Source organism: Rhodococcus aerolatus, from assembly GCF_054783215.1.
In genome coordinates, this window is record NZ_BAAGQZ010000027.1 from 31714 (window position 1) to 57860 (window position 26147).

Annotated in this window: 21 protein-coding genes; all 21 read left to right on the forward strand. The window is 70.3% G+C overall.

What is annotated here, in order from left to right:
* The 21 genes from ACYVOF_RS10860 to rpsS all read left to right on the forward strand — a co-directional run bounded on the left by ACYVOF_RS10860 (position 1) and on the right by rpsS (position 26135).
* Complete coding sequence (locus tag ACYVOF_RS10860) at positions 1–849, forward strand: MlaE family ABC transporter permease (protein ID WP_460866359.1); 849 nt, start codon at positions 1–3, stop codon at positions 847–849.
* A 37-nt stretch (positions 850–886) separates the two neighbouring features.
* A complete protein-coding gene (locus tag ACYVOF_RS10865; protein WP_460866361.1) occupies positions 887–2212 on the forward strand; it encodes an MCE family protein in 1326 nt (441 codons plus the stop codon).
* Positions 2209–3279 (forward strand): MCE family protein, encoded by a 1071-nt coding sequence (locus ACYVOF_RS10870; protein ID WP_460866363.1) that lies wholly within the window; start codon positions 2209–2211, stop codon positions 3277–3279. Before ACYVOF_RS10865 ends, ACYVOF_RS10870 begins: the two co-directional genes overlap by 4 nt.
* Positions 3280–3291: 12 nt before the next feature.
* The gene (locus ACYVOF_RS10875) at positions 3292–4317 is read left to right on the forward strand and encodes an MCE family protein (protein WP_460866365.1); all 1026 of its coding nucleotides are present in this window, start codon (positions 3292–3294) and stop codon (positions 4315–4317) included.
* The gene (locus ACYVOF_RS10880; RefSeq protein WP_460866367.1) at positions 4317–5510 is read left to right on the forward strand and encodes an MCE family protein; all 1194 of its coding nucleotides are present in this window, start codon (positions 4317–4319) and stop codon (positions 5508–5510) included. The genes ACYVOF_RS10875 and ACYVOF_RS10880 overlap by 1 nt, the downstream gene beginning before the upstream one ends.
* Positions 5507–6589 (forward strand): MCE family protein, encoded by a 1083-nt coding sequence (locus ACYVOF_RS10885; protein ID WP_460866369.1) that lies wholly within the window; start codon positions 5507–5509, stop codon positions 6587–6589. The genes ACYVOF_RS10880 and ACYVOF_RS10885 overlap by 4 nt, the downstream gene beginning before the upstream one ends.
* Positions 6586–7863 (forward strand): MlaD family protein, encoded by a 1278-nt coding sequence (locus ACYVOF_RS10890; protein WP_460866371.1) that lies wholly within the window; start codon positions 6586–6588, stop codon positions 7861–7863. The genes ACYVOF_RS10885 and ACYVOF_RS10890 overlap by 4 nt, the downstream gene beginning before the upstream one ends.
* Before the next feature lie 145 nt (positions 7864–8008).
* Positions 8009–8737: a hypothetical protein gene (locus ACYVOF_RS10895; RefSeq protein WP_460866373.1), complete on the forward strand. Its 729-nt coding sequence runs from the start codon at positions 8009–8011 to the stop codon at positions 8735–8737.
* A gap of 58 nt (positions 8738–8795) precedes the next feature.
* A complete protein-coding gene (locus ACYVOF_RS10900) occupies positions 8796–9713 on the forward strand; it encodes a hypothetical protein (protein WP_460866375.1) in 918 nt (305 codons plus the stop codon).
* A gap of 284 nt (positions 9714–9997) precedes the next feature.
* On the forward strand, positions 9998–13543 hold the full coding sequence (rpoB, locus tag ACYVOF_RS10905; protein ID WP_460866376.1) for a DNA-directed RNA polymerase subunit beta: 3546 nt from the start codon (positions 9998–10000) through the stop codon (positions 13541–13543).
* Positions 13544–13665: 122 nt separating this feature from the next.
* On the forward strand, positions 13666–17592 hold the full coding sequence (locus tag ACYVOF_RS10910) for a DNA-directed RNA polymerase subunit beta' (protein ID WP_460866378.1): 3927 nt from the start codon (positions 13666–13668) through the stop codon (positions 17590–17592).
* Positions 17593–18045: 453 nt separating this feature from the next.
* Entirely contained in the window at positions 18046–18420 is a 375-nt protein-coding gene (gene rpsL / locus ACYVOF_RS10915; RefSeq protein ID WP_460866380.1) for a 30S ribosomal protein S12, read from the forward strand.
* The gene (rpsG, locus tag ACYVOF_RS10920) at positions 18420–18890 is read left to right on the forward strand and encodes a 30S ribosomal protein S7 (protein ID WP_460866382.1); all 471 of its coding nucleotides are present in this window, start codon (positions 18420–18422) and stop codon (positions 18888–18890) included. The genes rpsL and rpsG overlap by 1 nt, the downstream gene beginning before the upstream one ends.
* A gap of 122 nt (positions 18891–19012) precedes the next feature.
* A complete protein-coding gene (gene fusA, locus ACYVOF_RS10925; RefSeq protein WP_460866383.1) occupies positions 19013–21115 on the forward strand; it encodes an elongation factor G in 2103 nt (700 codons plus the stop codon).
* A gap of 148 nt (positions 21116–21263) precedes the next feature.
* Positions 21264–22457 carry an elongation factor Tu gene (gene tuf / locus ACYVOF_RS10930; RefSeq protein ID WP_460866385.1) on the forward strand — a complete coding sequence of 398 codons (1194 nt, stop codon included), beginning with the start codon at positions 21264–21266 and terminating at the stop codon, positions 22455–22457.
* A 502-nt stretch (positions 22458–22959) separates the two neighbouring features.
* Positions 22960–23265 carry a 30S ribosomal protein S10 gene (rpsJ, locus tag ACYVOF_RS10935; protein ID WP_003938093.1) on the forward strand — a complete coding sequence of 102 codons (306 nt, stop codon included), beginning with the start codon at positions 22960–22962 and terminating at the stop codon, positions 23263–23265.
* Between the two features lie 16 nt (positions 23266–23281).
* Positions 23282–23953 carry a 50S ribosomal protein L3 gene (gene rplC / locus ACYVOF_RS10940; protein ID WP_460866388.1) on the forward strand — a complete coding sequence of 224 codons (672 nt, stop codon included), beginning with the start codon at positions 23282–23284 and terminating at the stop codon, positions 23951–23953.
* Complete coding sequence (gene rplD / locus ACYVOF_RS10945) at positions 23953–24669, forward strand: 50S ribosomal protein L4 (RefSeq protein WP_460866390.1); 717 nt, start codon at positions 23953–23955, stop codon at positions 24667–24669. The genes rplC and rplD overlap by 1 nt, the downstream gene beginning before the upstream one ends.
* Positions 24666–24965: a 50S ribosomal protein L23 gene (gene rplW, locus ACYVOF_RS10950; RefSeq protein WP_460866391.1), complete on the forward strand. Its 300-nt coding sequence runs from the start codon at positions 24666–24668 to the stop codon at positions 24963–24965. The genes rplD and rplW overlap by 4 nt, the downstream gene beginning before the upstream one ends.
* A 41-nt stretch (positions 24966–25006) precedes the next feature.
* On the forward strand, positions 25007–25840 hold the full coding sequence (gene rplB, locus ACYVOF_RS10955) for a 50S ribosomal protein L2 (RefSeq protein ID WP_460866393.1): 834 nt from the start codon (positions 25007–25009) through the stop codon (positions 25838–25840).
* A 13-nt stretch (positions 25841–25853) separates the two neighbouring features.
* Complete coding sequence (gene rpsS / locus ACYVOF_RS10960; protein WP_460866394.1) at positions 25854–26135, forward strand: 30S ribosomal protein S19; 282 nt, start codon at positions 25854–25856, stop codon at positions 26133–26135.
* Positions 26136–26147: the final 12 nt, after the last annotated feature.

The following is a 26147-nucleotide window of genomic DNA, read 5'->3' on the forward strand; positions in this document are numbered from 1 at the left end:
GTGACTGCTGTCGCCGGCCTGGGCCGACGCGCCCGCTCGGTCGTGACCGGGCCCGCCAACCTGCTCGACGACCTCGGTCAGCAGTTCACCTTCTACCTCAAGGCCATCGCCTGGACGCCGCGCACGCTGACGCGCTACCGCAAGGAGGTCGTCCGGCTGCTGGCCGAGGTGAGCTTCGGCAGCGGTGCGCTCGCCGTCATCGGCGGCACGGTCGGCGTCATCGCCGCGCTCTCGGTCTTCACCGGCGTCGTGGTCGGCCTGCAGGGCTTCGCGGCCCTGAACCAGATCGGCACCGCCGTCTTCACCGGCTTCATCTCCGCCTACTTCAACACCCGTGAGATCGCGCCCCTGGTGGCGGCGCTGGCCCTGTCGGCCACGGTCGGCTGCGGCTTCACCGCCCAGCTCGGCGCCATGCGCATCTCCGAGGAGGTCGACGCCCTCGAGGTCATGGCCGTGCCCTCGATGCCGTTCCTCGTCACCACCCGCATCATCGCCGGCTTCGTCGCGGTCATCCCGCTGTACGTGATCGGGCTGCTGGCCTCCTACCTGGCCTCGCGGACCGTGACCACGTTGTTCTACGGGCAGTCCTCGGGCAGCTACGACCACTACTTCAACCTGTTCCTGCCACCGGTGGACGTGCTGTGGTCGTTCGGCAAGGTGCTGGTGTTCGCGGTGGTGATCATCCTGACCCACTGCTACTACGGCTACTACGCCTCGGGCGGACCCGCCGGCGTGGGTGTGGCCGTGGGTCGCGCGGTGCGGACGGCGATCGTGGCGGCCTCGGTGCTGGACTTCTTCCTGTCCCTGGCCATCTGGGGCACGACGACGACGGTCAGGATCGCGGGATGAGCGCGGGCGTCGCGCGGATCGACAGGGGGGTCGCCCGGTGAGCTCGGGGGTCAAGAACAAGCTGCTCGGCCTGCTCTTCGTGGTCGTGCTCGTCGCGGGGGTGGGGCTCACCATCGCGATCTACGACAAGAAGTTCGTCTCCACCGTGCCCGTCACGCTGCGCGCCGACTCGGTGGGCAACCAGCTGCTGCCGGACTCCGACGTGAAGATCCGGGGCGTCGTCGTCGGTCGGGTCACCGACATCAGCACGACGGGGGGCGAGGCGGACGTGACGCTGGCCCTCGAGCCGGACAAGGTGTCGATGATCCCGGCCGACGTGTCGGCGCGGTTCCTGCCCAAGACGCTGTTCGGCGAGAAGTACGTCGCGCTCGTCGTGCCCGACGGCACCGACCCGACGGACCCGGCGCGGACCATCGCCCAGGGCGACACCATCTCGCAGGACACCTCGGCGGAGACGGTGGAGATCAACCGCGTCCTCGACGACCTGCTCCCGCTGCTCAAGGCGGTGCCGCCGCAGGACCTCTCGGCCACCCTGGGGGCGCTCTCCCAGGCGCTGGACGGCCGCGGGCAGCAGCTGGGCCAGAACCTGAGCCAGCTCAACGAGTACGTCTCCAGCCTGAACACCCAGCTGCCCGCGCTGCAGGCCGACATCTCCGGTCTGGCCGACTTCGGCGACGTCTACACCAAGGCCGCGCCGGACCTGCTCAGCGCGCTGTCCACCCTCACCACGACCACCCGCACCGTGGTCGACCAGCAGGACCAGCTGCGGCTGTGGACCTCGACGCTGATCTCCGCGTCGTCGGACCTGTCCGGATTCCTCGAGGCCAACGGGAACAACATCATCTCGCTGTCGAACAACTCGCGGGCCACGCTGGACCTGCTGGCGAAGTACTCGCCGGAGATCCCCTGCACGGCCAAGAACTTCACCGACTTCATCCCGCGCATCGACGAGGCGCTGGGCAAGGGCACGCCCAACCCGGCGCTGCGGCTGACCATCGAGATCGTCCGTGACCGGGGCAAGTACATCCCCGGCCGCGACGACCCGGCGTTCACCGACACCCGCGGGCCGATCTGCTACCCGACGGTCGACCCGTCGGTGGGCAACTTCCCGCAGTACCCCTTCGGCACCCTCGGCGACGGGGCCTACGCACCGCCGTCGACCAACGCCAACTACCAGGCGTCGACCCTGCCCGGGGCGACGGGCGCGTCGGCCGACCTCGGGGTGGCGGGCTCGGCGTCCGAGCAGGGCCTGGTCTCGACCATCATCGGGCAGGCCAACGGGGTCGACCCGAGCGCGGTGCCCGGCTGGAGCGCGCTGGTCGCGGCGCCGGCCATGCGCGGGGGGCAGGTGACGGTCAAGTGAGGGGCCTGCTCGCACCGCTGCTCAAGCTGGTCACCTTCATCGTCGTGACGGTCGTCGCCACCTCGGTGCTGGCGGCCACGATCGCCAACTCCGGTGCCTCCGGCGGGACGTCGATCACGGCGCGCTTCTCCGACGTCACCGGCCTCAACGTGGGCGACGACATCCGCATCTCCGGGGTCCGCATCGGGCGGGTCGACAAGATCACCGTCGCGGACCGGCGGCTGGCCGACGTCACCTTCAGCCTCGAGGACGGCCGCAGCATCCCCGAGGGCTCCTCGGCCGAGCTGCGCTACCGCAACCTCGTCGGCCAGCGGTACATGGCCATCACCCGGGGCTCCGACACGGGCACGGGCTCGGGCTCGGGTCAGTCGATGCCCGACGGCGGGACCATCCCGCTGGAGCGGACCAAGCCGGCGCTGGACCTGACCGTGCTCTTCAACGGGTTCAAGCCGCTCTTCCAGGCGCTCGACCCGGAGACCGTGAACACGTTCTCCTACCAGATCATCCAGGTCCTGCAGGGCGAGGGCGGCACGGTCAGCCAGCTGATCTCCTCGACCTCCAGCCTGACGAACTCGGTGGCCGACAAGGACCAGGTGATCGGCAACCTGATCACGAACCTCAACTCCGTGCTCGACATCGTCAACCAGCGCCAGGACAAGGTGAACTCGTTGGTCATCTCGTTGCAGCAGCTCGTCTCCGGGCTGTCCGCGGACCGCGACGCCATCGGGTCCTCGATCAGCTCGCTCGCCCAGCTGACCGACGTCACCGCCGGGCTGCTGGCCCCGCTGCGCGACCCGCTGAAGAACGACATCGCGGCGATCGGCGACCTGTCGGACAACCTGAACCGCAACAACGACACGCTGAACACGTTCTTCCAGAACCTGCCGGTCAAGCTGGACTCGGTCGGCCGGGCCGCGAGCTACGGGTCCTGGTTCAACTTCTACCTGTGCGGGCTCAGCCTGAAGATCGGCCTGGGCGGATACACGCCGGACATCCCCGCGCCGAACGGCCTGCCGTCCCTGTCCCTCCCCGTCTACACGAACACCGCGCAGCGGTGCTCCCGCTAGGAGGGGGAGACCATGGCTGACACAGACAAGCGGAAGAAGCCCCGCAACCCCGTCGTGGTGGGGGCGGTCTTCCTCCTCGTGCTGGTGCTCGCGCTCGTCGCGGTGTCCTTCCGCCAGCAGCTGCCCGTCATCGGCGGCGGCCCGATGTACACCGCGGACTTCACCGAGGCGGCGGGCCTGAAGAGCGGCGACGAGGTCCGGGTGGCCGGGGTGCGCTCCGGTCAGGTCACCGGGGTCGCCCTCGAGGGCGACCGGGTGCGGGTCAAGTTCCAGGTCTCCGACACCTGGCTCGGCGACCAGACCGTCGCGGCGATCAAGATCAAGACGCTGCTGGGGCAGAAGTACCTGTCGCTGGACCCGCAGGGCCTGCGCGCCGCCGACCCCGACGTGACGATCCCGCGGGACCGCACCGTCGCCCCCTACGACGTGGTGCAGGCGTTCTCCGGCCTCGCGACGACGGTCGGTGACATCAACACCGACCAGCTCGCGAAGAGCTTCGAGACGCTCTCCCAGGCGTTCAGCGGGACCCCGGACTCCATCCGCGGCGCGCTCGACGGCGTCACCCGGCTCTCCCAGACCATCTCCAGCCGGGACCAGGAGCTGGGCTCGCTGCTGGCCGCGAGCAACCAGACCACCCAGCTGCTCGCCGACCGGAGCGGCCAGTTCGAGGCCCTCATCCAGGACGCGAACACGCTGCTGGCCGAGCTGAACAACCGGCGCGCGGCCATCTCGGCCCTGCTGACGAACACCCAGGACCTCTCCACCCAGCTGCGCGGCCTGGTGGCCGACAACCAGGCGCAGCTGGGACCGGTGCTGGCCAAGCTCCAGGGAGTGGTCAACCTGCTCGACGCCAACCTCGGCAACATCGACTCGGGCCTGGCCCTGATGGCGCCGTTCTACCGGGTGTTCGCCAACACCCTCGGCAACGGCCGGTGGTTCGACTCCACCATCGACAACCTGCTGCCCACGCTGCTGCCGGGCCTGCCGTCGATCGCGCCGAACCCGCCGTCGCTCAACACCGGGGGAGGGGGCAACTGATGCTCACCAGGTCCGCGCTCAAGTCCATCGCCCTCGCCGTGGCGGTGGTGCTCGTGGTCGCCGTCGCGCTGTGGTGGCTGTTCCTGCGCGACAGCGGCCAGAAGATGTCGGCGTACTTCACCTCCGCGGTCGGCATCTACGCCGGCTCGGACGTGCGCGTCCTCGGCGTCAAGGTCGGCACCATCGGCGCCGTCACGCCCGAGGGCGACAAGGTCAAGGTCGACTTCGCGGTGGACGACGGCGTCCAGGTGCCGGCGGACGCGGGGGCCGTGATCATCACCCCGACCGTCGTCGCCGACCGCTACGTGCAGCTGACGCCGGTCTACACCGGGGGCGGGACGCTGAGCGAGGGCGCGATCATCCCGCTGGAGAAGACCGCCACCCCGGTCGAGCTCGACCAGCTCGCCGGCAGCGTCAACCAGCTGGCCACCGCCCTGGGCCCGAACGGGGCCAACAAGGACGGCGCGCTCACCGACGTGCTGAACACGACCGCGGCCAACGTCGACGGCAACGGCCAGGCCCTCGGGGACACCATCACCGCGCTGAGCAAGGCGACCGACACCCTGGCGAACAACCGCGGCGACCTCTTCGCCACCGTGACCAACCTGCAGACATTCGTCTCGACGTTGTCCGCCAACGACGCGCAGGTGCAGGGCTTCATCACCCAGCTCACGACGTTCTCGAACTTCCTGGCCGGGGAGCGCACCGACCTCGGTGCTGCGCTGCAGCAGCTCTCCGTCGCCCTGGGCGACGTGGCGGGCTTCGTCCGGGACAACCGCGAGTCGCTGAGCAGCAACGTCGCCGGTCTTGCGCGGGTGACGCAGGTGGTGGCCAACCAGCGCCAGGCGCTGGCCGAGGTCGTCGACGTGGCCCCCCTCGCGGCCGACGGGGTCGCCAACGCCTACAACGCGGAGGCGGGCACCCTGAACACGCGGGTCAACTTCAACCAGATCTCCGACCCCGGGTTCCTGCTGTGCAACCTGCTCGGGCCGTCGGCGACCACGCCCGGCAACCCGGTGTACGACTCGCTCGGACCGGCCAAGGTCGCGGAGCTGCAGAGCTACTGCGCCACCGTGCGCTCGGGGGGCGGGGGCAAGGCGATCCTGCCGACACCCGGGTTCCTCAGCCAGGCGGGTGGTCAGCCCTCGCCGCTGGCCGCCGTGCCCCTGCCGCTCCCGGCGGGTGCCCGGTGACGCGGCGTCGGGCCCGGTCCCTGCTGGGCGTGGCCGCCGCGGGCACCAGCGTGGCGCTGCTGGCCTCCGGCTGCGGTGGCCTGTACGGGGTGACCCTGCCCGGTGGGGCCGACGTCGGGTCGGACCCGCTCAAGGTCACGGTCGAGTTCGCCGACGCGCTGGACCTCGTGCCGCAGTCGTCGGTGAAGGTCGACAACGTCGACGTGGGCCGGGTCGACTCGGTCGACCTGGGGCCGGACCAGTTCACCGCGCTGGTCACCGTCGAGGTCAACAACTCGGTGCAGCTGCCGGCCAACGCGACGGCGTCGATCGTGCAGACCAGCCTGCTGGGGGAGAAGTACGTCGCCCTCGCCCCGCCGACCGGGGAGGCACCGCAGGGCACGCTGTCCACCGGTGCCACCATCCCCAAGGACCGGACCAGCCGCGGCGCCGAGATCGAGGAGGTGCTCGGCGCGCTGTCGCTGCTGGTCAACGGCGGTGGGGTCGGGCAGCTGCAGACGGTGCTCAAGGAGATCAACACCGCGGTCAGCGGCCGCGAGGGTGACATCCGCTCGCTGCTGGACCAGGCCAACACCCTCATCTCCGGGCTGAACGACCAGCGCACCGAGATCAACCGCGCCCTCGACAGCCTCGACACCCTGAACACGACCATCCTGGCCCAGCGGGCCGACCTGACCACGGCGCTGGACGACCTGCCCGCGGGCATCGCGGTGCTGCGCGACCAGCGCCCGCAGCTCGTCGAGCTGCTGCGCCAGCTCGACCGGCTCGGCCAGGTGGGCACCACGGTGATCAACGGCAGCCGCGACGCGCTGGTGGCCGACCTGCAGTCGCTGCTGCCGACGCTGCGCTCCCTGGTCGACGCCGGTGACGCGCTGCCGCAGAGCCTGCAGATCCTGCTGACCTACCCGTTCGCGGACTCCGCGATCCCGGTGGTCAAGGGCGGCTACTTCAACCTCGTCCTCAACGCCGACCTGCAGCTGGGGTCGCTGATCAACGGGCTCGGGATCAACACCGGTGCCGTGTCGGCGCCGTCGAGCGCCAGCCCACCCGTCCCCCTCCCGAACGGAGCAGGCGCATGATCACCCGCACCGTCCGCATCCAGCTGGTCGCGTTCATCATCATCACGGTCGTCGGCATCACCTACACCGGTGTGCGCTACGTCGGCCTCGACCGGTTCTTCGGCGGTGGCGGGTACCGGGTGACCATGTCGCTGGCGCAGTCGGGCGGCATCTTCGAGAACGCCGAGATCACCTACCGCGGCTACGCCATCGGCCGGGTGGGCCCGCTGTCCCTGACCAAGGACGGCGTCGACGTCGAGCTCGTGATCGGCGACGCCGCCCCGCCGATCCCGGCGGACCTCGACGCCGTGGTCGCCAACCGCTCCGCCGTCGGCGAGCAGTACGTCGACCTGCGCCCCCGCACCGACTCCGGGCCCTACCTGACGGGTGGCTCGACCATCCCGGTCGACCGCACGTCGACCCCGCTGCCCACCCAGGACCTGCTCAACAGCGTCGACAACCTGGCCCGGTCCGTGCCGCTGGACTCGTTGCAGACCGTGGTGCGCGAGCTGGGCACCGCCTTCGCCGGCCGCGGCAAGGACCTGCAGGTCTTCCTCGACCAGGGCGCGGCCTTCACCACCGCGGCCGTCGACGCCCAGCCGCAGACCCTCAAGCTCGTCTCCGACCTGCAGACGGTGCTGGACACGCAGCGGGCGCAGGGGTCCAACATCGCGGACTTCTCGGCCAGCCTGAAGCTGGTGGCCGAGCAGCTGCAGTCCAGCGACCCCGACATCCGTCGCCTGCTCGACACCGGCCAGCAGTTCGGCGCGGAGACCGACGCCCTGCTGCAGGCCAGCGCCGGCGACCTCTCGACCACCATCGCCAACCTCGACACGGTCACCAACGTCGTGGCCCCCCGGCAGAACCAGATCCGCTCGCTGCTGCAGCTGCTGCCCGCGCTCTCCGCGGCCGGGTTCACCGTGGCCCCGGGTGACGGCACCGCGCACTTCGGGCTCGTGCTCAACATCAACGACCCGTTCCCCTGCCTGCAGGGCTACGAGGCGAGCAACGCCGAGCTCGCGGCGGCCCGCGCCGAGGCCGGGGCCAGCGCCGACCTGGTGGGCACCAACCCGGTGCCGGGCACGTTCAACACCAACGTCGGATGCACCGAGCCGCAGGGCAGCACCATCGACGTGCGCGGGGCGGCGCGTGCGCCGACCCCGAGCGGGGCCGCGGACTTCACCCCGACCCCGGTGCCCGGGCCCGGCTTCACCCTGGGCGGGCCGCAGCAGGACACGCAGCTGCTCATCGGCCAGCTGACCTCGTTGTTCAACCGGCTGATCTTCGGCGGCTGACCGACGCCCCCGGGGCCGGGCAGACCGGCCCCGGGGGACCGACACCGGGACGACGCCGTGGCGCGGTCACCGGTCGTGCGCCCGTGCGTGGGCGGCAGCGGCGGCGCGCCGCCCCCGGACCGCGCCCGAGTACCTTTGGAGGACGATGAGCACGCCAGGAGACCGCGCCGCCGGCGACCCCGCGACCACCGACGAGCCCGCCGCGACACCCGTCACGACCAGGACCGCGACGCCGGCCCCGAGCACGGGGCGGCCGGGCCGGCGCTCCGTCGTCACGGCGGCGGTCGCCCTGGTCGTCGCCCTCGTCCTGCTCGGCGGGGCCGTGACCGGTCTGGTGCTGGCGACCCACGCCTCCCGCACGCAGTCGGTGGGGGAGCAGCGCGACGACGCGCTCGACGCGGCCCGGACGATCGCGGGCACGCTGACCACCGTCAACGGCGCCGACGTCACCGGGACCCTCGACTCCTGGGACGCCGTCGTGGCCGGCCCGCTCGCCGACGAGTTCAAGAACAGCCGCGCGCAGATCGAGCAGCGTGCCACCCAGACGCAGGCCAGCGTCACCTCCACCGTGACCGGGGCCGCGCTGACGCAGCTCGACACCACGGCGGGCACGGCCGCGGCCCTGGTGTTCGTCGACACCTCGACCTCGAACGGGGCCGCCGCGCCGTCCGTCTCGGCCGCGCCGTCCGCAGCGCCCTCCTCGTCGGCCGTGCCCGGGTCGAGCGACCCCTCGGCCGCGCCCGGCTCCGCCGACCCGTCGGCCGCCCCGGACGCCCGCACCCAGCGCCTCGCCCTGACGATGAGCCTGACGAAGCAGGACGGCCGGTGGCGCGCCATCGACCTGCAGCCGGTGGCGCAGGGCGGCGGGCAGTGACCGCGCCCGCGGGACGAGCCCCGCTCCACCACCCCCAGGACCTCGGAGGACAGCCCTGATGGCACCGGCCAGCCGCCCACCGTCCCGGGGTCGTCGCCGCCCCGCCGTTGCGGGCACCCGCGGGCCGGGCGTCGACCGCTCCGCGGCCACCCCGGCGGACGACGAGCCGACCACCGGTACCGGCGAGGACTCTGCGACCACCGCGGTCGCCGACGACAGCGCGTCGACCGAGGACGCGGCGAGCACCGAGGACGCGGCGACGACCGAGGACGCGGCGACGACCGAGGACGCGGCGACCACGGCGCCGGACCTGCGCAAGCGCCCCCGGGAGAAGGACCGCACCACGGTCTCCCGCCCACGCACCACCCCCGCCGGGTCCACCCGTTCGACCGGCCCCGCTGCCACGACGCCGTCCGCCGCTGCGACGGACACGCCGACCGCGCCCGCCGTCGCCCGGGCCCGCCGCTCCCGGCCGGTCACGGCGGTGCTGGGCCTGGCCGCCGTGCTGGTGGTGGCGGCGCTGGTGGTCGGGGTCCTGGCCCTGGTGCGCGCCTCCCAGGCCGGCGGCGCCGACGCCCCGGCCAGCAACGTCGCCCTCATCGACGACGCGGCCACCGCCGAGGCGAGCGCGGCGACCGTGACGATCCTGCAGACGGCCTACTCGTACTCGTACACGACCATCGACGCCGACCTGAACGCCGCGGTCGCGCTGATGACCCCGGAGATGGCGGCCAAGCACCGGGCCAGCTTCGACTCGATCCGCCAGACCATCACCGACTCGAAGACCACCACCAAGGCCACCGTGGTGTCCGACGGGGTGCGGCTGCTCGACGGCGACCGGGCCGAGTCCATCGCGTTCGTCACCGTGGCGGGGGACAACGACGGCACGGCGCTGCAGACGGCCGGCTACCGGTTCACCGCCAACCTGCTCAAGGTCGACGGGCAGTGGCAGCTCTCGGGGCTCGCCGAGTCCTGACCGGCGGGTGCCCTTGACGCCGGGGGCGCCAGGGGCCAGGGTATTGCTCACTCGCGAGCCGCAGCTCCCGTGCTCACCGTGCTGCCCGCCGCTGGACATCCGTGCCACTTCTGGCTATTCTCAGTGTTTGCGCTGGTCTCCACCTGCCCTGGCCCCTGGACGGGGCCTGGTCAGGCTGCCCGCAACTGGGTCCGATCGTCGTCCCCTCCCGGCCCTCGTGGCCGGGTCGGTCCGCCGCTCGGCGTCGATGAAGCAGCGGCCGTCCTCGCGACGGTCCGCATGAGGTGCTGGAAGGACGCATCTTGGCAGTCTCCCGCCAGACCAAGACCACTCCCGACTCGACCGGTCCCGCCGGTCCTGTGACGGGTGGTCCCGCCGCCGGTATCCCCGGCGCACCCCTCCGGGTGTCGTTCGCGAAGATCAGCGAGCCCCTCGAGGTGCCCGACCTGCTGGACCTGCAGACCGACTCGTTCGAGTGGTTGATCGGGTCCCAGGTCTGGCGCGACCGGGCCGCGTCACGGGGTGACCAGGCCACCTCCGGCGGCCTCGAGGACATCCTGACCGAGCTGAGCCCGATCGAGGACTTCTCGGGCTCCATGTCGCTGTCCTTCTCCGACCCGCGCTTCGACGAGGTCAAGGCCTCCGTCGAGGAGTGCAAGGACAAGGACATGACCTACGCGGCGCCGCTGTTCGTCACCGCGGAGTTCATCAACAACAACACCGGCGAGATCAAGAGCCAGACGGTCTTCATGGGCGACTTCCCGATGATGACCGACAAGGGCACCTTCGTCATCAACGGCACCGAGCGCGTGGTCGTCTCGCAGCTGGTCCGCTCCCCGGGCGTCTACTTCGACCGCGCGGTCGACAAGACCACCGACAAGGACGTCCACAGCGTCAAGGTCATCCCCGGTCGCGGCGCGTGGCTGGAGTTCGACGTCGACAAGCGCGACACCGTCGGCGTCCGCATCGACCGCAAGCGCCGCCAGCCGGTCACCGTGCTGCTCAAGGCGCTGGGCTGGTCCACCGAGCAGATCACCGAGCGCTTCGGCTTCTCCGAGATCCTCATGGCCACCCTGGAGAAGGACAGCACGCCCGGCACCGACGAGGCGCTGCTCGACATCTACCGCAAGCTGCGCCCGGGCGAGCCGCCCACGAAGGAGAGCGCGCAGACCCTGCTGGAGAACCTCTTCTTCAAGGACAAGCGCTACGACCTGGCCAAGGTCGGCCGGTACAAGATCAACAAGAAGCTGGGCCTGAACCAGGGCCAGCCGGTCACCTCGTCCACCCTCACCGAGGAGGACGTGGTCGCCACGATCGAGTACCTGGTGCGGCTGCACGCCGGCGAGACCACGATGACGGCCCCGGACGGCGTCGAGGTGCCGGTCGAGGTCGACGACATCGACCACTTCGGCAACCGCCGCCTGCGCACCGTGGGCGAGCTCATCCAGAACCAGATCCGCGTGGGTCTGTCCCGGATGGAGCGCGTCGTCCGGGAGCGGATGACCACCCAGGACGTCGAGGCCATCACCCCGCAGACCCTGATCAACATTCGGCCCGTCGTGGCCGCGATCAAGGAGTTCTTCGGCACCTCGCAGCTCAGCCAGTTCATGGACCAGACCAACCCGCTCTCGGGCCTGACCCACAAGCGCCGCCTCTCGGCGCTGGGCCCCGGTGGTCTGTCCCGCGAGCGCGCCGGCCTCGAGGTCCGCGACGTGCACCCCAGCCACTACGGCCGGATGTGCCCGATCGAGACGCCCGAGGGCCCGAACATCGGCCTGATCGGCTCGCTGAGCTCCTACGCGCGGGTCAACCCGTTCGGCTTCATCGAGACGCCGTACCGCAAGGTCGTCGACGGCCGGGTCACCGACCAGCTCGACTACCTCTCGGCCGACGAGGAGGACCGCCACGTCGTGGCGCAGGCCAACTCGCCGTTGAACGAGGACGGCACCTTCGCCGCCGAGCGCGTGCTCGTCCGGCGCAAGCAGGGTGAGGTCGAGTTCATCGAGTCGGCCGACGTCGACTACATGGACGTCTCGCCGCGCCAGATGGTCTCCGTGGCCACCGCGATGATCCCGTTCCTCGAGCACGACGACGCGAACCGCGCCCTCATGGGCGCGAACATGCAGCGCCAGGCGGTGCCGCTGGTCCGCAGCGAGGCCCCGCTGGTCGGGACCGGCATGGAGCTGCGTGCCGCGGTCGACGCGGGCGACGTCATCGTCACCGAGAAGACCGGCGTCATCGAGGAGGTCTCCGCGGACTACGTCACGGTCATGGCCGACGACGGCACCCGCGCGACCTACGGGATGCGCAAGTTCGCCCGCTCCAACCAGGGCACCTGCATCAACCAGCGTCCGATCGTGGACGAGGGCCAGCGGGTGGAGTCCGGCCAGGTCCTGGCCGACGGTCCCTGCACCGAGGACGGCGAGATGGCGCTGGGCAAGAACCTGCTCGTCGCGATCATGCCGTGGGAGGGCCACAACTACGAGGACGCGATCATCCTGTCGCAGCGCCTCGTGGAGGAGGACGTGCTCACCTCGATCCACATCGAGGAGCACGAGATCGACGCGCGCGACACCAAGCTGGGCGCCGAGGAGATCACCCGGGACATCCCGAACGTCTCCGAGGAGGTCCTGGCCGACCTCGACGACCGCGGGATCATCCGCATCGGCGCCGAGGTCCGCGACGGCGACGTCCTCGTCGGCAAGGTGACGCCCAAGGGCGAGACCGAGCTGACCCCCGAGGAGCGCCTGCTCCGCGCGATCTTCGGCGAGAAGGCGCGCGAGGTGCGCGACACCTCGCTCAAGGTGCCCCACGGCGAGACCGGCAAGGTCATCGGCATCCGGGTGTTCTCCCGCGACGACGAGGACGACCTGCCCCCCGGCGTCAACGAGCTGGTCCGGGTCTACGTCGCCCAGAAGCGCAAGATCCAGGACGGCGACAAGCTCGCCGGCCGGCACGGCAACAAGGGCGTCATCGGCAAGATCCTCCCGCAGGAGGACATGCCGTTCCTGCCCGACGGCACCCCGGTCGACATCATCCTCAACACCCACGGCGTGCCGCGGCGGATGAACCTCGGCCAGATCCTGGAGACCCACCTCGGGTGGATCGCCAAGACCGGCTGGAACATCGACGTCGCGGGGGGCACCCCGGACTGGGCGAGCAAGCTGCCCTCGGAGCTGTACTCGGCCGAGCCGGGCACCCGCACCGCCACCCCGGTGTTCGACGGTGCCCGCGAGGACGAGATCACGGGTCTGCTCGGGTCGACGCTGCCCAACCGGGACGGCGAGATGATGGTCGGGGGGGACGGCAAGGCGCAGCTGTTCGACGGCCGCTCCGGGGAGCCGTACCCCTACCCGGTCTCGGTCGGCTACATGTACATCATCAAGCTGCACCACCTGGTGGACGACAAGATCCACGCCCGCTCCACCGGGCCGTACTCGATGATCACGCAGCAGCCGCTCGGTGGTAAGGCGCAGTTCGGCGGCCAGCGGTTCGGCGAGATGGAGTGCTGGGCCATGCAGGCCTACGGCGCGGCCTACACGCTGCAGGAGCTCCTGACGATCAAGTCCGACGACGTGCTCGGCCGCGTGAAGGTCTACGAGGCCATCGTCAAGGGCGAGAACATCCCGGAGCCGGGCATCCCCGAGTCGTTCAAGGTGCTGCTCAAGGAGCTGCAGTCGCTGTGCCTGAACGTCGAGGTGCTCTCCAGCGACGGCGCGGCCATCACCATGAACGACTCCGACGACGAGGACCTGGAGCGGGCCGCGGCCAACCTGGGCATCAACCTCTCGCGCAACGAGTCGGCCACGGTCGACGACATCGTCAACTGACGCGGTGGGCGGGTGGCCGGCCCCGGCCGGCCCCCGCCCCACCGCCGCTTTCCAGTCCTACCCCGGTCGACCCGCCGCACAGGCGGGGGACCACGAACCCCCACCAGGGGAAAGGGAGCGACGTGCTCGACGTCAACTTCTTCGATGAGCTCCGTATCGGCCTGGCCACCGCCGAGGACATCCGGCAGTGGTCCTTCGGCGAGGTCAAGAAGCCGGAGACCATCAACTACCGCACGCTCAAGCCCGAGAAGGACGGCTTGTTCTGCGAGAAGATCTTCGGTCCCACCCGGGACTGGGAGTGCTACTGCGGCAAGTACAAGCGCGTGCGCTTCAAGGGCATCATCTGCGAGCGCTGCGGCGTCGAGGTGACCCGGGCCAAGGTGCGCCGCGAGCGGATGGGCCACATCGAGCTCGCCGCCCCGGTCACCCACATCTGGTACTTCAAGGGCGTCCCGAGCCGGCTGGGCTACCTGCTCGACCTGGCCCCCAAGGACCTCGAGAAGATCATCTACTTCGCCGCCTACGTCATCACGACGGTCGACGACGAGCTGCGCCACAACGAGCTGTCCACTCTCGAGGCCGAGATGGGCGTCGAGAAGAAGCGCGTGGCCGACACCCGTGACTCCGACCTGGAGGCCCGCGCGCAGAAGCTCGAGGCCGACATCGCCGAGCTCGAGGCCGAGGGCGCCAAGTCCGACGTGCGCCGCAAGGTCAAGGAGGGTGGCGAGCGGGAGATGCGCCAGCTCCGCGACCGCGCCCAGCGCGAGCTGGACCGCCTCGACGAGATCTGGACGACCTTCGTCAAGCTCGCCCCGAAGCAGCTCATCGTCGACGAGCTGGTCTACCGCGAGCTGGTCGACCGCTACGGCGAGTACTTCACCGGGGCGATGGGCGCGGAGTCCATCCAGCGCCTGATGGAGACCTTCGACATCGACGCCGAGGCCGAGATCCTGCGGGAGACCATCCGCTCGGGCAAGGGGCAGAAGAAGCTCCGCGCCCTGAAGCGGCTCAAGGTCGTGGCCGCGTTCCAGGCCACCGGCAACAACCCGCAGGGCATGGTGCTCGACTGCGTCCCGGTCATCCCGCCGGACCTGCGCCCCATGGTGCAGCTCGACGGCGGCCGGTTCGCGACGTCGGACCTCAACGACCTGTACCGGCGCGTGATCAACCGCAACAACCGCCTCAAGCGGCTCATCGACCTCGGCGCGCCCGAGATCATCGTCAACAACGAGAAGCGGATGCTCCAGGAGTCCGTGGACGCGCTGTTCGACAACGGCCGCCGCGGCCGGCCGGTGACCGGCCCGGGCAACCGCCCGCTGAAGTCGCTGTCCGACCTGCTCAAGGGCAAGCAGGGCCGGTTCCGCCAGAACCTGCTCGGCAAGCGCGTCGACTACTCCGGCCGCTCGGTCATCGTCGTCGGCCCGCAGCTCAAGCTGCACCAGTGCGGCCTGCCCAAGCTGATGGCCCTCGAGCTGTTCAAGCCGTTCGTCATGAAGCGGCTCGTCGACCTCAACCACGCGCAGAACATCAAGTCCGCGAAGCGCATGGTCGAGCGGCAGCGCGCCCAGGTCTGGGACGTCCTCGAGGAGGTCATCGCCGAGCACCCGGTGCTGCTGAACCGCGCCCCGACGCTGCACCGCCTGGGCATCCAGGCCTTCGAGCCGCAGCTCGTCGAGGGCAAGGCCATCCAGCTGCACCCGCTGGTGTGCGAGGCGTTCAACGCCGACTTCGACGGTGACCAGATGGCGGTGCACTTGCCGCTGAGCGCGGAGGCGCAGGCCGAGGCCCGCATCCTCATGCTCTCGAGCAACAACATCCTGTCGCCGGCGTCGGGTCGTCCCCTGGCCATGCCGCGCCTCGACATGGTCACCGGGCTGTTCCACCTGACCCGGGAGATCGACGGCGGCCTGGGCGAGGGCGGCATCTACTCCTCGCCCGCCGAGGCGATCATGGCCATGGACCGCGGCGTGCTCTCGGTCCAGGCCAAGATCAAGATCCGGGTGGACGACGTGCGGCCCCCGCGCGACGCCGAGGGCGGGGCCGACTGGACCCCGGGCACGGCGTGGCTGGCAGAGACCTCCCTGGGCCGGGTGCTGTTCAACCAGCTCCTGCCGGTGGACTACCCGTTCATCAACGAGGAGATGCCGAAGAAGCGGCAGGCCGCGATCGTCAACGACCTCGCCGAGCGGTACCCGATGATCGTGGTCGCCCAGACCGTCGACAAGCTCAAGGACGCGGGCTTCTACTGGGCCACCCGCTCCGGGGTCACCATCTCCATCTCCGACGTCATCGTGCCGGGGAACAAGCAGGAGATCCTGGACGGCTACGAGAACCGCGCCGACGAGATCGAGAAGCAGTACCAGCGCGGCAAGCTCACGCACGTGGAGCGCAACAGCTCGCTGGTCAAGATCTGGACGGAGGCGACCGAGGAGGTCGCCCAGGCGATGGAGGCGAACTTCCCGCCGGGCAACCCCATCCCGATGATCGTCAAGTCGGGTGCGGCCGGGAACATGACCCAGGTGCGCCAGCTCGCCGGCATGCGGGGGCTGGTGAACAACACCAAGGGTGAGCTCATCCCGCGGCCGATCAAGGCGAACTTCCGCGAGGGCCTCACCGTGCTGGAGTACTTCATCTCCACCCACGGTGCCCGCAAGGGCCTGGCCGACACGGCGCTGCGCACGGCGGACTCGGGCTACCTGACGCGTCGGCTCGTCGACGTCTCGCAGGACGTCATCGTCCGGGAGACCGACTGCGGCACCGAGCGCGGCATCACGATGACGATCGCCGAGCGCAACCCCGACGGGTCGCTCACCCGCGACGCGCACGTCGAGACCAGCACCTACGCCCGCACGCTGGCCTCGGACGCGGTCAACGCCGGCGGGGACGTCGTCGTGCCCCGCGGGGCCGACCTCGGCGACCCGGCCATCGAGGCCCTGCTCGCCGCGGGGGTCACCGAGGCCCGGGTGCGCTCGGTGCTGACCTGCGAGTCGGGCACCGGCGTGTGCGCGACCTGCTACGGCCGCTCCATGGCCACCGGCAAGCTCGTCGACATCGGCGAGGCCGTCGGCATCGTCGCGGCGCAGTCCATCGGTGAGCCCGGCACGCAGCTGACGATGCGCACCTTCCACACCGGCGGTGTGGGCGGCGACGACATCACCGGCGGTCTGCCCCGGGTCCAGGAGCTCTTCGAGGCCCGGGTCCCCAAGGGCAAGGCGCCCATCGCGGACGTCTCCGGCCGCGTGCGGCTCGAGGACACCGACCGCTTCTACAAGATCACCCTGGTGCCGGACGACGGCGGCGAGGAGGTCGTGTACGAGAAGCTGTCCAAGCGGCAGCGGCTGCGCACGGTGACCGTCGACGACGGTGACGGGCGCACGGAGCGGCTGCTCGCCGACGGCGACCACGTCGAGGTGGGCCAGCAGCTGCTCGAGGGCGCTGCCGACCCGCACGAGGTGCTGCGCGTGATGGGCCCCCGGGAGGTGCAGATCCACCTGGTCAACGAGGTCCAGGAGGTCTACCGCAGCCAGGGCGTGTCGATCCACGACAAGCACATCGAGGTCATCGTCCGGCAGATGCTGCGCCGCGTCACGATCATCGACTCCGGGGCGACCGAGTTCCTCCCGGGCTCGCTGACCGAGCGCAGCGACTTCGAGGCGGCCAACCGGCGCGTCGTGTCCGAGGGTGCTGAGCCCGCGGCCGGCCGCCCGGTGCTGATGGGGATCACGAAGGCCTCGCTGGCCACCGAGTCGTGGCTGTCCGCGGCGTCGTTCCAGGAGACCACCCGCGTGCTCACCGACGCCGCCATCAACGGCAAGTCGGACAAGCTCGTGGGCCTCAAGGAGAACGTGATCATCGGCAAGCTGATCCCGGCGGGCACCGGCATCAACCGGTACCGCAACATCACGGTGCAGCCCACGGAGGAGGCCCGCGCGGCCGCCTACTCGGTGCCGAGCTACGACGACGGGTACTACTCGCCCGACGTCTTCGGCGCGTCCACCGGCGCGGCCGTGCCGCTGGACGACTACGGGTTCGGCGGCGACTACCGCTGACCGCCCACCGTCCCCGGCCCCCGGTCCCGCGCGGACCGGGGGCCGGGGCGCGGCGGGGGACCGGCCCCGGTCACCCGGTGCTGGTCGACGCCGTGCCACAGGCCGCCCGCTTTGACCGGCAGGCGCGCCGACAGGTATCGTCATGGGTCGTGCCCGGCCAGTCCGGGACGATCCGTGTGCCTGCCGCACGGCGAGCGGGTCCGTGAGGGTCTGCTCCCGGTGCCAGGTGCGCGTGTGCCGGCCCGCAGCGACGCTGCGGCAGGCGCACGACACACCCGACCTCGGGGGTGGTCGGGCAGGACACCAGGTGCCCTGCCCGGACCGCTCCGCCCCGGGACACGTACCACCCCGTTCCACCGCTGCCCCCGGCAGCGCAGCACGTACGCGGGTCCTGCCACGGATCCCGGTCGACACCGCTAGATCCGATCTCGAACCGAGGAAGAAAGCCGGTCTATGCCCACCATCCAGCAGCTGGTCCGCAAGGGTCGCCAGGACAAGGTCGCCAAGCTCAAGACGGCGGCCCTGAAGGGGTCTCCCCAGCGGCGTGGCGTGTGCACCCGCGTGTACACCACCACCCCGAAGAAGCCGAACTCGGCGCTGCGGAAGGTGGCCCGCGTGCGGCTCACCAGCCAGATCGAGGTCACCGCCTACATCCCGGGCGAGGGCCACAACCTGCAGGAGCACTCCATGGTGCTCGTGCGCGGCGGCCGCGTGAAGGACCTGCCCGGTGTCCGCTACAAGATCATCCGTGGCTCGCTCGACACGCAGGGCGTGAAGAACCGCAAGCAGGCCCGCAGCAAGTACGGCGCCAAGAAGGAGAAGAGCTAATGCCTCGCAAGGGCCCCGCGCCGAAGCGGCCGCTGGTCAACGACCCGGTCTACGGCTCGCAGCTGGTGACCCAGCTGGTCAACAAGATCCTCACCGACGGCAAGAAGTCCGTCGCCGAGCGGATCGTCTACAACGCGCTCGAGCAGGCGCGCGACAAGACCGGCACCGACCCGGTCGTCACGCTGAAGCGGGCCCTGGACAACGTCAAGCCGGCCCTCGAGGTCCGCAGCCGCCGTGTCGGTGGCGCGACCTACCAGGTGCCGATCGAGGTCCGTCCGGGCCGCTCGACCACCCTGGCCCTGCGCTGGCTGGTCTCCTACTCCCGCGCCCGTCGCGAGAAGACGATGACCGAGCGCCTGGCCAACGAGCTGCTGGACGCCAGCAACGGCCTCGGCGCCAGCGTCAAGCGGCGCGAGGACACGCACAAGATGGCGGAGTCGAACAAGGCGTTCGCGCACTACCGCTGGTGACGCGGTCGGCGGACGGGCGGGCACCACAGCGCCCGCCCGGACGTTGACCTGATGCACCACACCACCCACAGCTCGGTCCGGGACCCGGACCGAACGAGACGAAGCGAGCGGGGACCTAACTCGTGGCACAGGACGTGCTCACGGACCTGAACAAGGTCCGCAACATCGGCATCATGGCGCACATCGACGCCGGCAAGACCACCACCACCGAGCGGATCCTCTTCTACACGGGGATCAGCTACAAGATCGGCGAGGTGCACGACGGCGCCGCGACGATGGACTGGATGGAGCAGGAGCAGGAGCGGGGGATCACCATCACCTCCGCCGCCACCACCTGCTTCTGGGACGACAACCAGATCAACATCATCGACACCCCCGGCCACGTCGACTTCACGGTCGAGGTCGAGCGGTCGCTGCGCGTGCTCGACGGCGCCGTGGCGGTCTTCGACGGCAAGGAGGGCGTCGAGCCCCAGTCGGAGCAGGTCTGGCGCCAGGCCGAGAAGTACGACGTCCCGCGCATCTGCTTCGTCAACAAGATGGACAAGCTCGGCGCGGACTTCTACTTCACGGTGCGCACCATCAAGGAGCGCCTCGGCGCGACCCCGCTGGTGCTGCAGCTGCCCATCGGATCCGAGGGCGACTTCACCGGCGTGGTCGACCTCGTCGAGATGAACGCCAAGGTGTGGAGCGGCGAGACCAAGCTGGGCGAGAAGTACGACGTCCAGGAGATCCCCGAGGACCTGCGCGAGCGGGCCGAGGAGTACCGCACCGCGCTGCTCGAGACGGTGGCCGAGTCGAGCGAGGAGCTGCTGGAGAAGCACTTCTCCGGTGACGAGCTCACCATCGCCGAGGTCAAGGGCGCCATCCGCAAGATGACCGTCAACAGCGAGCTCTACCCGGTGCTGTGCGGCTCCGCGTTCAAGAACAAGGGCGTGCAGCCCATGCTCGACGCGGTCATCGACTACCTGCCCTCGCCGCTGGACGTGCCGCCGATGATCGGCCACGACGTCCGCGACGAGACCGTCGAGATCGAGCGCAAGCCCGACTCGAGCGAGCCGTTCTCCGCGCTGGCGTTCAAGGTCGCGACCCACCCGTTCTTCGGCAAGCTGACCTACGTCCGGGTGTACTCGGGCAAGGTCGCCTCCGGCTCGCAGGTCATCAACGCGACCAAGGGCAAGAAGGAGCGCCTGGGCAAGCTGTTCCAGATGCACTCCAACAAGGAGAACCCCGTGGACACGGCCTCGGCCGGCCACATCTACGCGGTCATCGGGCTCAAGGACACGACCACCGGCGACACGCTCTGCGACCCGCAGGCGCAGATCGTGCTGGAGTCGATGACCTTCCCGGACCCGGTCATCCAGGTGGCCATCGAGCCCAAGACCAAGTCCGACCAGGAGAAGCTCGGCACGGCGATCCAGAAGCTGGCCGAGGAGGACCCGACGTTCAAGGTCCACCTCGACGACGAGACCGGCCAGACCGTCATCGGCGGCATGGGCGAGCTCCACCTCGACATCCTCGTCGACCGCATGCGGCGCGAGTTCAAGGTCGAGGCGAACGTCGGCAAGCCGCAGGTCGCCTACCGCGAGACCATCCGCAAGAAGGTCGACAAGTACGACTTCACCCACAAGAAGCAGACGGGTGGGTCGGGCCAGTTCGCGAAGGTGATCATCGCCCTCGAGCCGTGGCACGGCGAGGACGGCGCGATGTACGAGTTCGAGAACAAGGTCACCGGTGGTCGCGTGCCGCGGGAGTACATCCCCTCGGTCGACGCCGGCGCCCAGGACGCCATGCAGTACGGGGTGCTGGCGGGCTACCCGCTGGTCAACCTCAAGCTGACGCTGCTCGACGGCGCCTACCACGAGGTGGACTCCTCGGAGATGGCGTTCAAGGTGGCCGGCTCGATGGCGCTCAAGGAGGCGGCCCGCCGCGCGGACCCCGTCATCCTCGAGCCGATGATGGCCGTCGAGGTCACCACGCCCGAGGACTACATGGGCGACGTGATCGGCGACCTGAACTCCCGCCGCGGCCAGATCCAGGCCATGGAGGAGCGCAGCGGTGCCCGGGTCGTCAAGGCCCTCGTCCCGCTGTCGGAGATGTTCGGCTACGTCGGCGACCTGCGGTCGCGGACCCAGGGCCGGGCGAACTACTCCATGGTCTTCGACTCCTACGCCGAGGTCCCGCAGAACGTCGCCAAGGAGATCATCGCCAAGGCGACCGGCGAGTAGGACCCCGCCGGCCCGGTGGCAGCACCGGGCCGGCACCCGGTGGGGAGACCCGCCTGCACGACCGGGATGATCCCGGGCAGTACCCGACACACCCCAGACATGTGCCCTCCCGGGCACGCATCGACGACACAGTCCAGGAGGACATCCAGTGGCGAAGGCGAAGTTCGAGCGGACGAAGCCGCACGTCAACATCGGCACGATCGGTCACGTCGACCACGGCAAGACGACGCTGACCGCGGCCATCACGAAGGTGTTGCACGACAAGTTCCCCGACCTGAACCAGGCCTCGGCGTTCGACCAGATCGACAAGGCCCCCGAGGAGCGTCAGCGGGGCATCACGATCAACATCTCGCACGTCGAGTACCAGACCGAGAAGCGCCACTACGCGCACGTCGACGCCCCCGGTCACGCCGACTACATCAAGAACATGATCACGGGTGCGGCGCAGATGGACGGCGCGATCCTGGTCGTGGCGGCCACCGACGGCCCGATGCCGCAGACCCGCGAGCACGTGCTGCTCGCCCGCCAGGTGGGCGTGCCCTACATCCTGGTCGCGCTGAACAAGTCCGACATGGTCGACGACGAGGAGATCCTCGAGCTCGTCGAGATGGAGGTCCGCGAGCTGCTCAGCGACCAGGAGTTCGACGGCGACAACGCCCCCGTCGTCCAGGTCTCCGCGCTCAAGGCCCTCGAGGGCGACGAGAAGTGGTCCGAGAAGATCGTCGAGCTCATGGACGCCGTGGACGAGTCCGTGCCGGACCCGGTCCGCGAGACCGAGAAGCCCTTCCTCATGCCCGTCGAGGACGTCTTCACGATCACCGGCCGCGGCACCGTCGTCACCGGTCGCGTCGAGCGCGGCTCGATCAACGTGAACGAGGAGGTCGAGATCGTCGGCATCAAGCCCACCTCGACCAAGACCACGGTCACCGGCATCGAGATGTTCCGCAAGCTGCTCGACTCCGGCCAGGCCGGCGACAACGTGGGCCTGCTGGTCCGCGGCATCAAGCGCGAGGACGTCGAGCGCGGGCAGGTCATCGTCAAGCCCGGCACGTCGACCCCGCACACCGAGTTCGAGGGCAACGTCTACATCCTGTCGAAGGACGAGGGTGGCCGTCACACCCCCTTCTTCAACAACTACCGCCCGCAGTTCTACTTCCGCACCACCGACGTCACCGGTGTCGTCACGCTGCCCGAGGGCACCGAGATGGTCATGCCCGGCGACAACACCGAGATGAGCGTCAAGCTCATCCAGCCGATCGCCATGGACGAGGGCCTGCGTTTCGCGATCCGCGAGGGTGGCCGCACCGTCGGCGCCGGTCGCGTCACCAAGATCAACAAGTAGCACCCGCAGCTCCTGCTCGACCCGGCGGCGCCGGTCCCCTCGCGGGGGCCGGCGCCGCTGTCGTGCGTCGTCGTCGTGCGCCGTCCGCGGTGCTGCGGTGAGCGGGCTCGCACGGGGGCGAGTTGAACGCGGACGGGCCGGTGGTGCATACTTGTCGGGTTGCCCGGAGACGGGCCGTGGTTCCACTGCGGCCGTGAACCGGGCGGCCGGAGAACGACCGACCGGAGTGCCGCCCAGCCAGCTGGGCAGCGACCGGTCCGGCACCCCGCCAGGGGTCACGAGCACGACGACCTGGGGCGGAGCGTGGGCGCGAGGGCGACACACCCGACCGCGTGGACCGGAGATCCTCGTCAGGTGAACAGTGGCAGCGGCAGGGCGGGAGCCCGGCGCGCGCGATCGTCCCGAGCAGGGGCGAGGGCTGTGACCCCGACGGGGCCGGGACTCGACCGGCGACCGGCTCAGCACACCGGCAAGGCTCCATACGACGTCAGTGAGGAACAGCGTGGCGGGACAGAAGATCCGCATCAGGCTCAAGGCCTACGACCACGAGGCGATCGACGCGTCCGCGCGCAAGATCGTCGAGACGGTCACCCGCACGGGTGCCCGGGTCGTCGGCCCGGTGCCGTTGCCGACCGAGAAGAACGTGTACTGCGTCATCCGCTCGCCGCACAAGTACAAGGACTCGCGCGAGCACTTCGAGATGCGCACGCACAAGCGGCTGATCGACATCCTCGACCCGACGCCGAAGACGGTCGACGCGCTCATGCGCATCGACCTGCCGGCCAGCGTCGACGTCAACATCCAGTAGAGGGTGGGCGAGACACATGACTGACATCCAGACGGGCAGCCCGACCGCGCTCCGGGGCATCCTCGGCAGCAAGCTCGGCATGACCCAGGTCTTCGACGACGACAACCGGATCGTCCCGGTGACCGTCGTCGCCGCCGGCCCCTGCGTCGTCACGCAGGTCCGCACGGTGGAGAAGGACGGCTACACGGCGATCGCCCTGGCCTTCGGCGCGGTCGACCCGCGACGGGTCACCAAGCCCGTGGCCGGGCAGTACGCGGCCTCCGGCGCGACGCCCCGCAAGCACGTGGTCGAGATCCGCATGGCGGACGTCTCCGGCTACGAGGTGGGCCAGGAGCTCACCGCCGACGTGTTCGCCGACGGCGCGGTGGTCGACGTGGTCGGCACCAGCCGCGGCAAGGGCACCGCCGGCGTCATGAAGCGCCACGGCTTCCACGGCCTGGGCGCGGGGCACGGCGTGCACCGCAAGCACCGCGCGCCCGGCTCGATCGGTGGCGCCTCGACGCCCGGTCGCGTCTTCAAGGGCATGCGCATGGCGGGCCGGATGGGCAACGTCCGGGTCACCACGCAGAACCTCACCGTGCACAAGGTCGACGCCGAGTCGGGCCTGCTGCTCATCAAGGGCGCGGTCCCCGGCAAGAAGGGTGGCCTCGTGCTCGTCAAGTCCGCAGTGAAGGGCGGTGCCGCCTGATGGCCACCACGACACCCGAGTCCGACACCGGGACGCGGCTGACGCTCGACGTCAACCTCGTCGACGGCGGGACCGACGGCACGGTCGACCTGCCTGCCGAGCTGTTCGACGTCACGCCGAACATCCCGCTCATGCACCAGGTCGTCGTGGCGCAGCTCGCCGCGGCCCGGCAGGGCACGCACTCGACCAAGACCCGCGGCGACGTCCGCGGCGGTGGGCGCAAGCCGTACCGCCAGAAGGGCACCGGCCGTGCCCGCCAGGGCTCGACCCGCGCGCCGCAGTTCGCCGGCGGTGGCACGGTCCACGGCCCGCAGCCCCGCGACTACTCGCAGCGCACCCCCAAGAAGATGATCGCGGCGGCCCTGCGCTCCGCGCTGTCGGACCGGGCCCGCTCCGAGCGCATCCACGTGGTCCGCGAGCTGGCGGTGGACGCCAAGCCCTCCACCCGCACCGCCCGCACCTTCCTGGCCCGCATCTCCTCGCGGCCCAAGGTGCTCGTCGTGCTCGACCGCTCCGACGAGCAGAGCTGGCTGAGCCTGCGCAACCTGCCCGGCGTGCACGCGCTCGCCGCCGACCAGCTCAACACCTACGACGTGCTGGGCGCGGACGACGTGGTCTTCACCTCGGCCGCCCTCGCCAGCTACGTCGCCGGCCGCCGGGACGCCACCGTGGTCACCGGCGGGACCGTGTCGACCGAGAAGGAGGCCGGCCAGTGATCGCCGACCCGCGCGACGTCATCCTCGCGCCCGTGATCTCCGAGAAGTCCTACGGGCTCATCGACTCGAGCTGCTACACGTTCCTCGTCGCCCCCGACGCGAACAAGACGCAGATCAAGATCGCCGTGGAGAAGATCTTCGGGGTGACCGTCACGAGCGTGAACACCCACAACCGCCAGGGCAAGCGCAAGCGCACCCGGGCCGGCTACGGCACGCGCAAGGCCACCAAGCGCGCGCTCGTGACCCTCTCGGCCGACAGCAAGCCCATCGAGATCTTCGGGGGCCCGGCCGCCTGACGGCGCCGGGACCACGAGGGACCAAGGGACTGAGAAGACCTATGGCAATCCGCAAGTACAAGCCGACGACCCCGGGCCGCCGCGGCTCGAGCGTCTCCGACTTCGCCGACATCACCCGGTCGACGCCCGAGAAGTCGCTGATCCGCCCGCTGCACGGCCACGGTGGCCGCAACGCGCACGGCCGGATCACCACCCGCCACAAGGGTGGTGGGCACAAGCGCGCCTACCGCGTCATCGACTTCCGCCGCAGCGACAAGGACGGCGTGCCGGCCAAGGTCGCGCACATCGAGTACGACCCCAACCGCACCTCGCGCATCGCGCTGCTGCACTACGTCGACGGCGAGAAGCGCTACATCCTCGCCCCGGCGCGGCTCAAGCAGGGCGACCGCGTCGAGTCCGGGACCGGGGCCGACATCAAGCCCGGCAACAACCTGCCGCTGCGCAACATCCCCACCGGCACCGTGGTGCACGGGATCGAGCTGCGGCCGGGCGGTGGCGCCAAGATCGCGCGCTCCGCCGGGACCTCGGTGCAGCTGGTGGCCAAGGACGGCCCGTACGCCCAGCTGCGCATGCCCTCGGGCGAGATCCGCAACGTCGACGTCCGCTGCCGCGCCTCCATCGGCGAGGTCGGCAACGCCGAGCAGTCCAACATCAACTGGGGCAAGGCCGGCCGCATGCGCTGGAAGGGCAAGCGCCCGACCGTGCGAGGCGTGGTCATGAACCCGGTCGACCACCCGCACGGTGGTGGTGAGGGCAAGACCTCCGGTGGTCGCCACCCGGTCAGCCCGTGGGGCAAGCCCGAGGGCCGCACCCGCCGCACCAAGCCCAGTGACGACCTGATCGTCCGCCGCCGCCGCACCGGCAAGAAGCGCTAGGAGGGACCACGACATGCCACGCAGCCTGAAGAAGGGCCCGTTCGTCGACGACCACCTCCTGGTGAAGGTGGACCGGCAGAACGAGAAGGGGACCAAGCAGGTCATCAAGACCTGGTCCCGCCGCTCGACGATCATCCCGGACTTCATCGGCCACACCTTCGCCGTCCACGACGGTCGCAAGCACGTGCCGGTGTTCGTCTCCGACTCGATGGTCGGCCACAAGCTGGGCGAGTTCGCGCCCACCCGGACGTTCAAGGGCCACATCAAGGACGACCGCAAGGCGCGCCGCCGCTAGGGCGGGCCACCG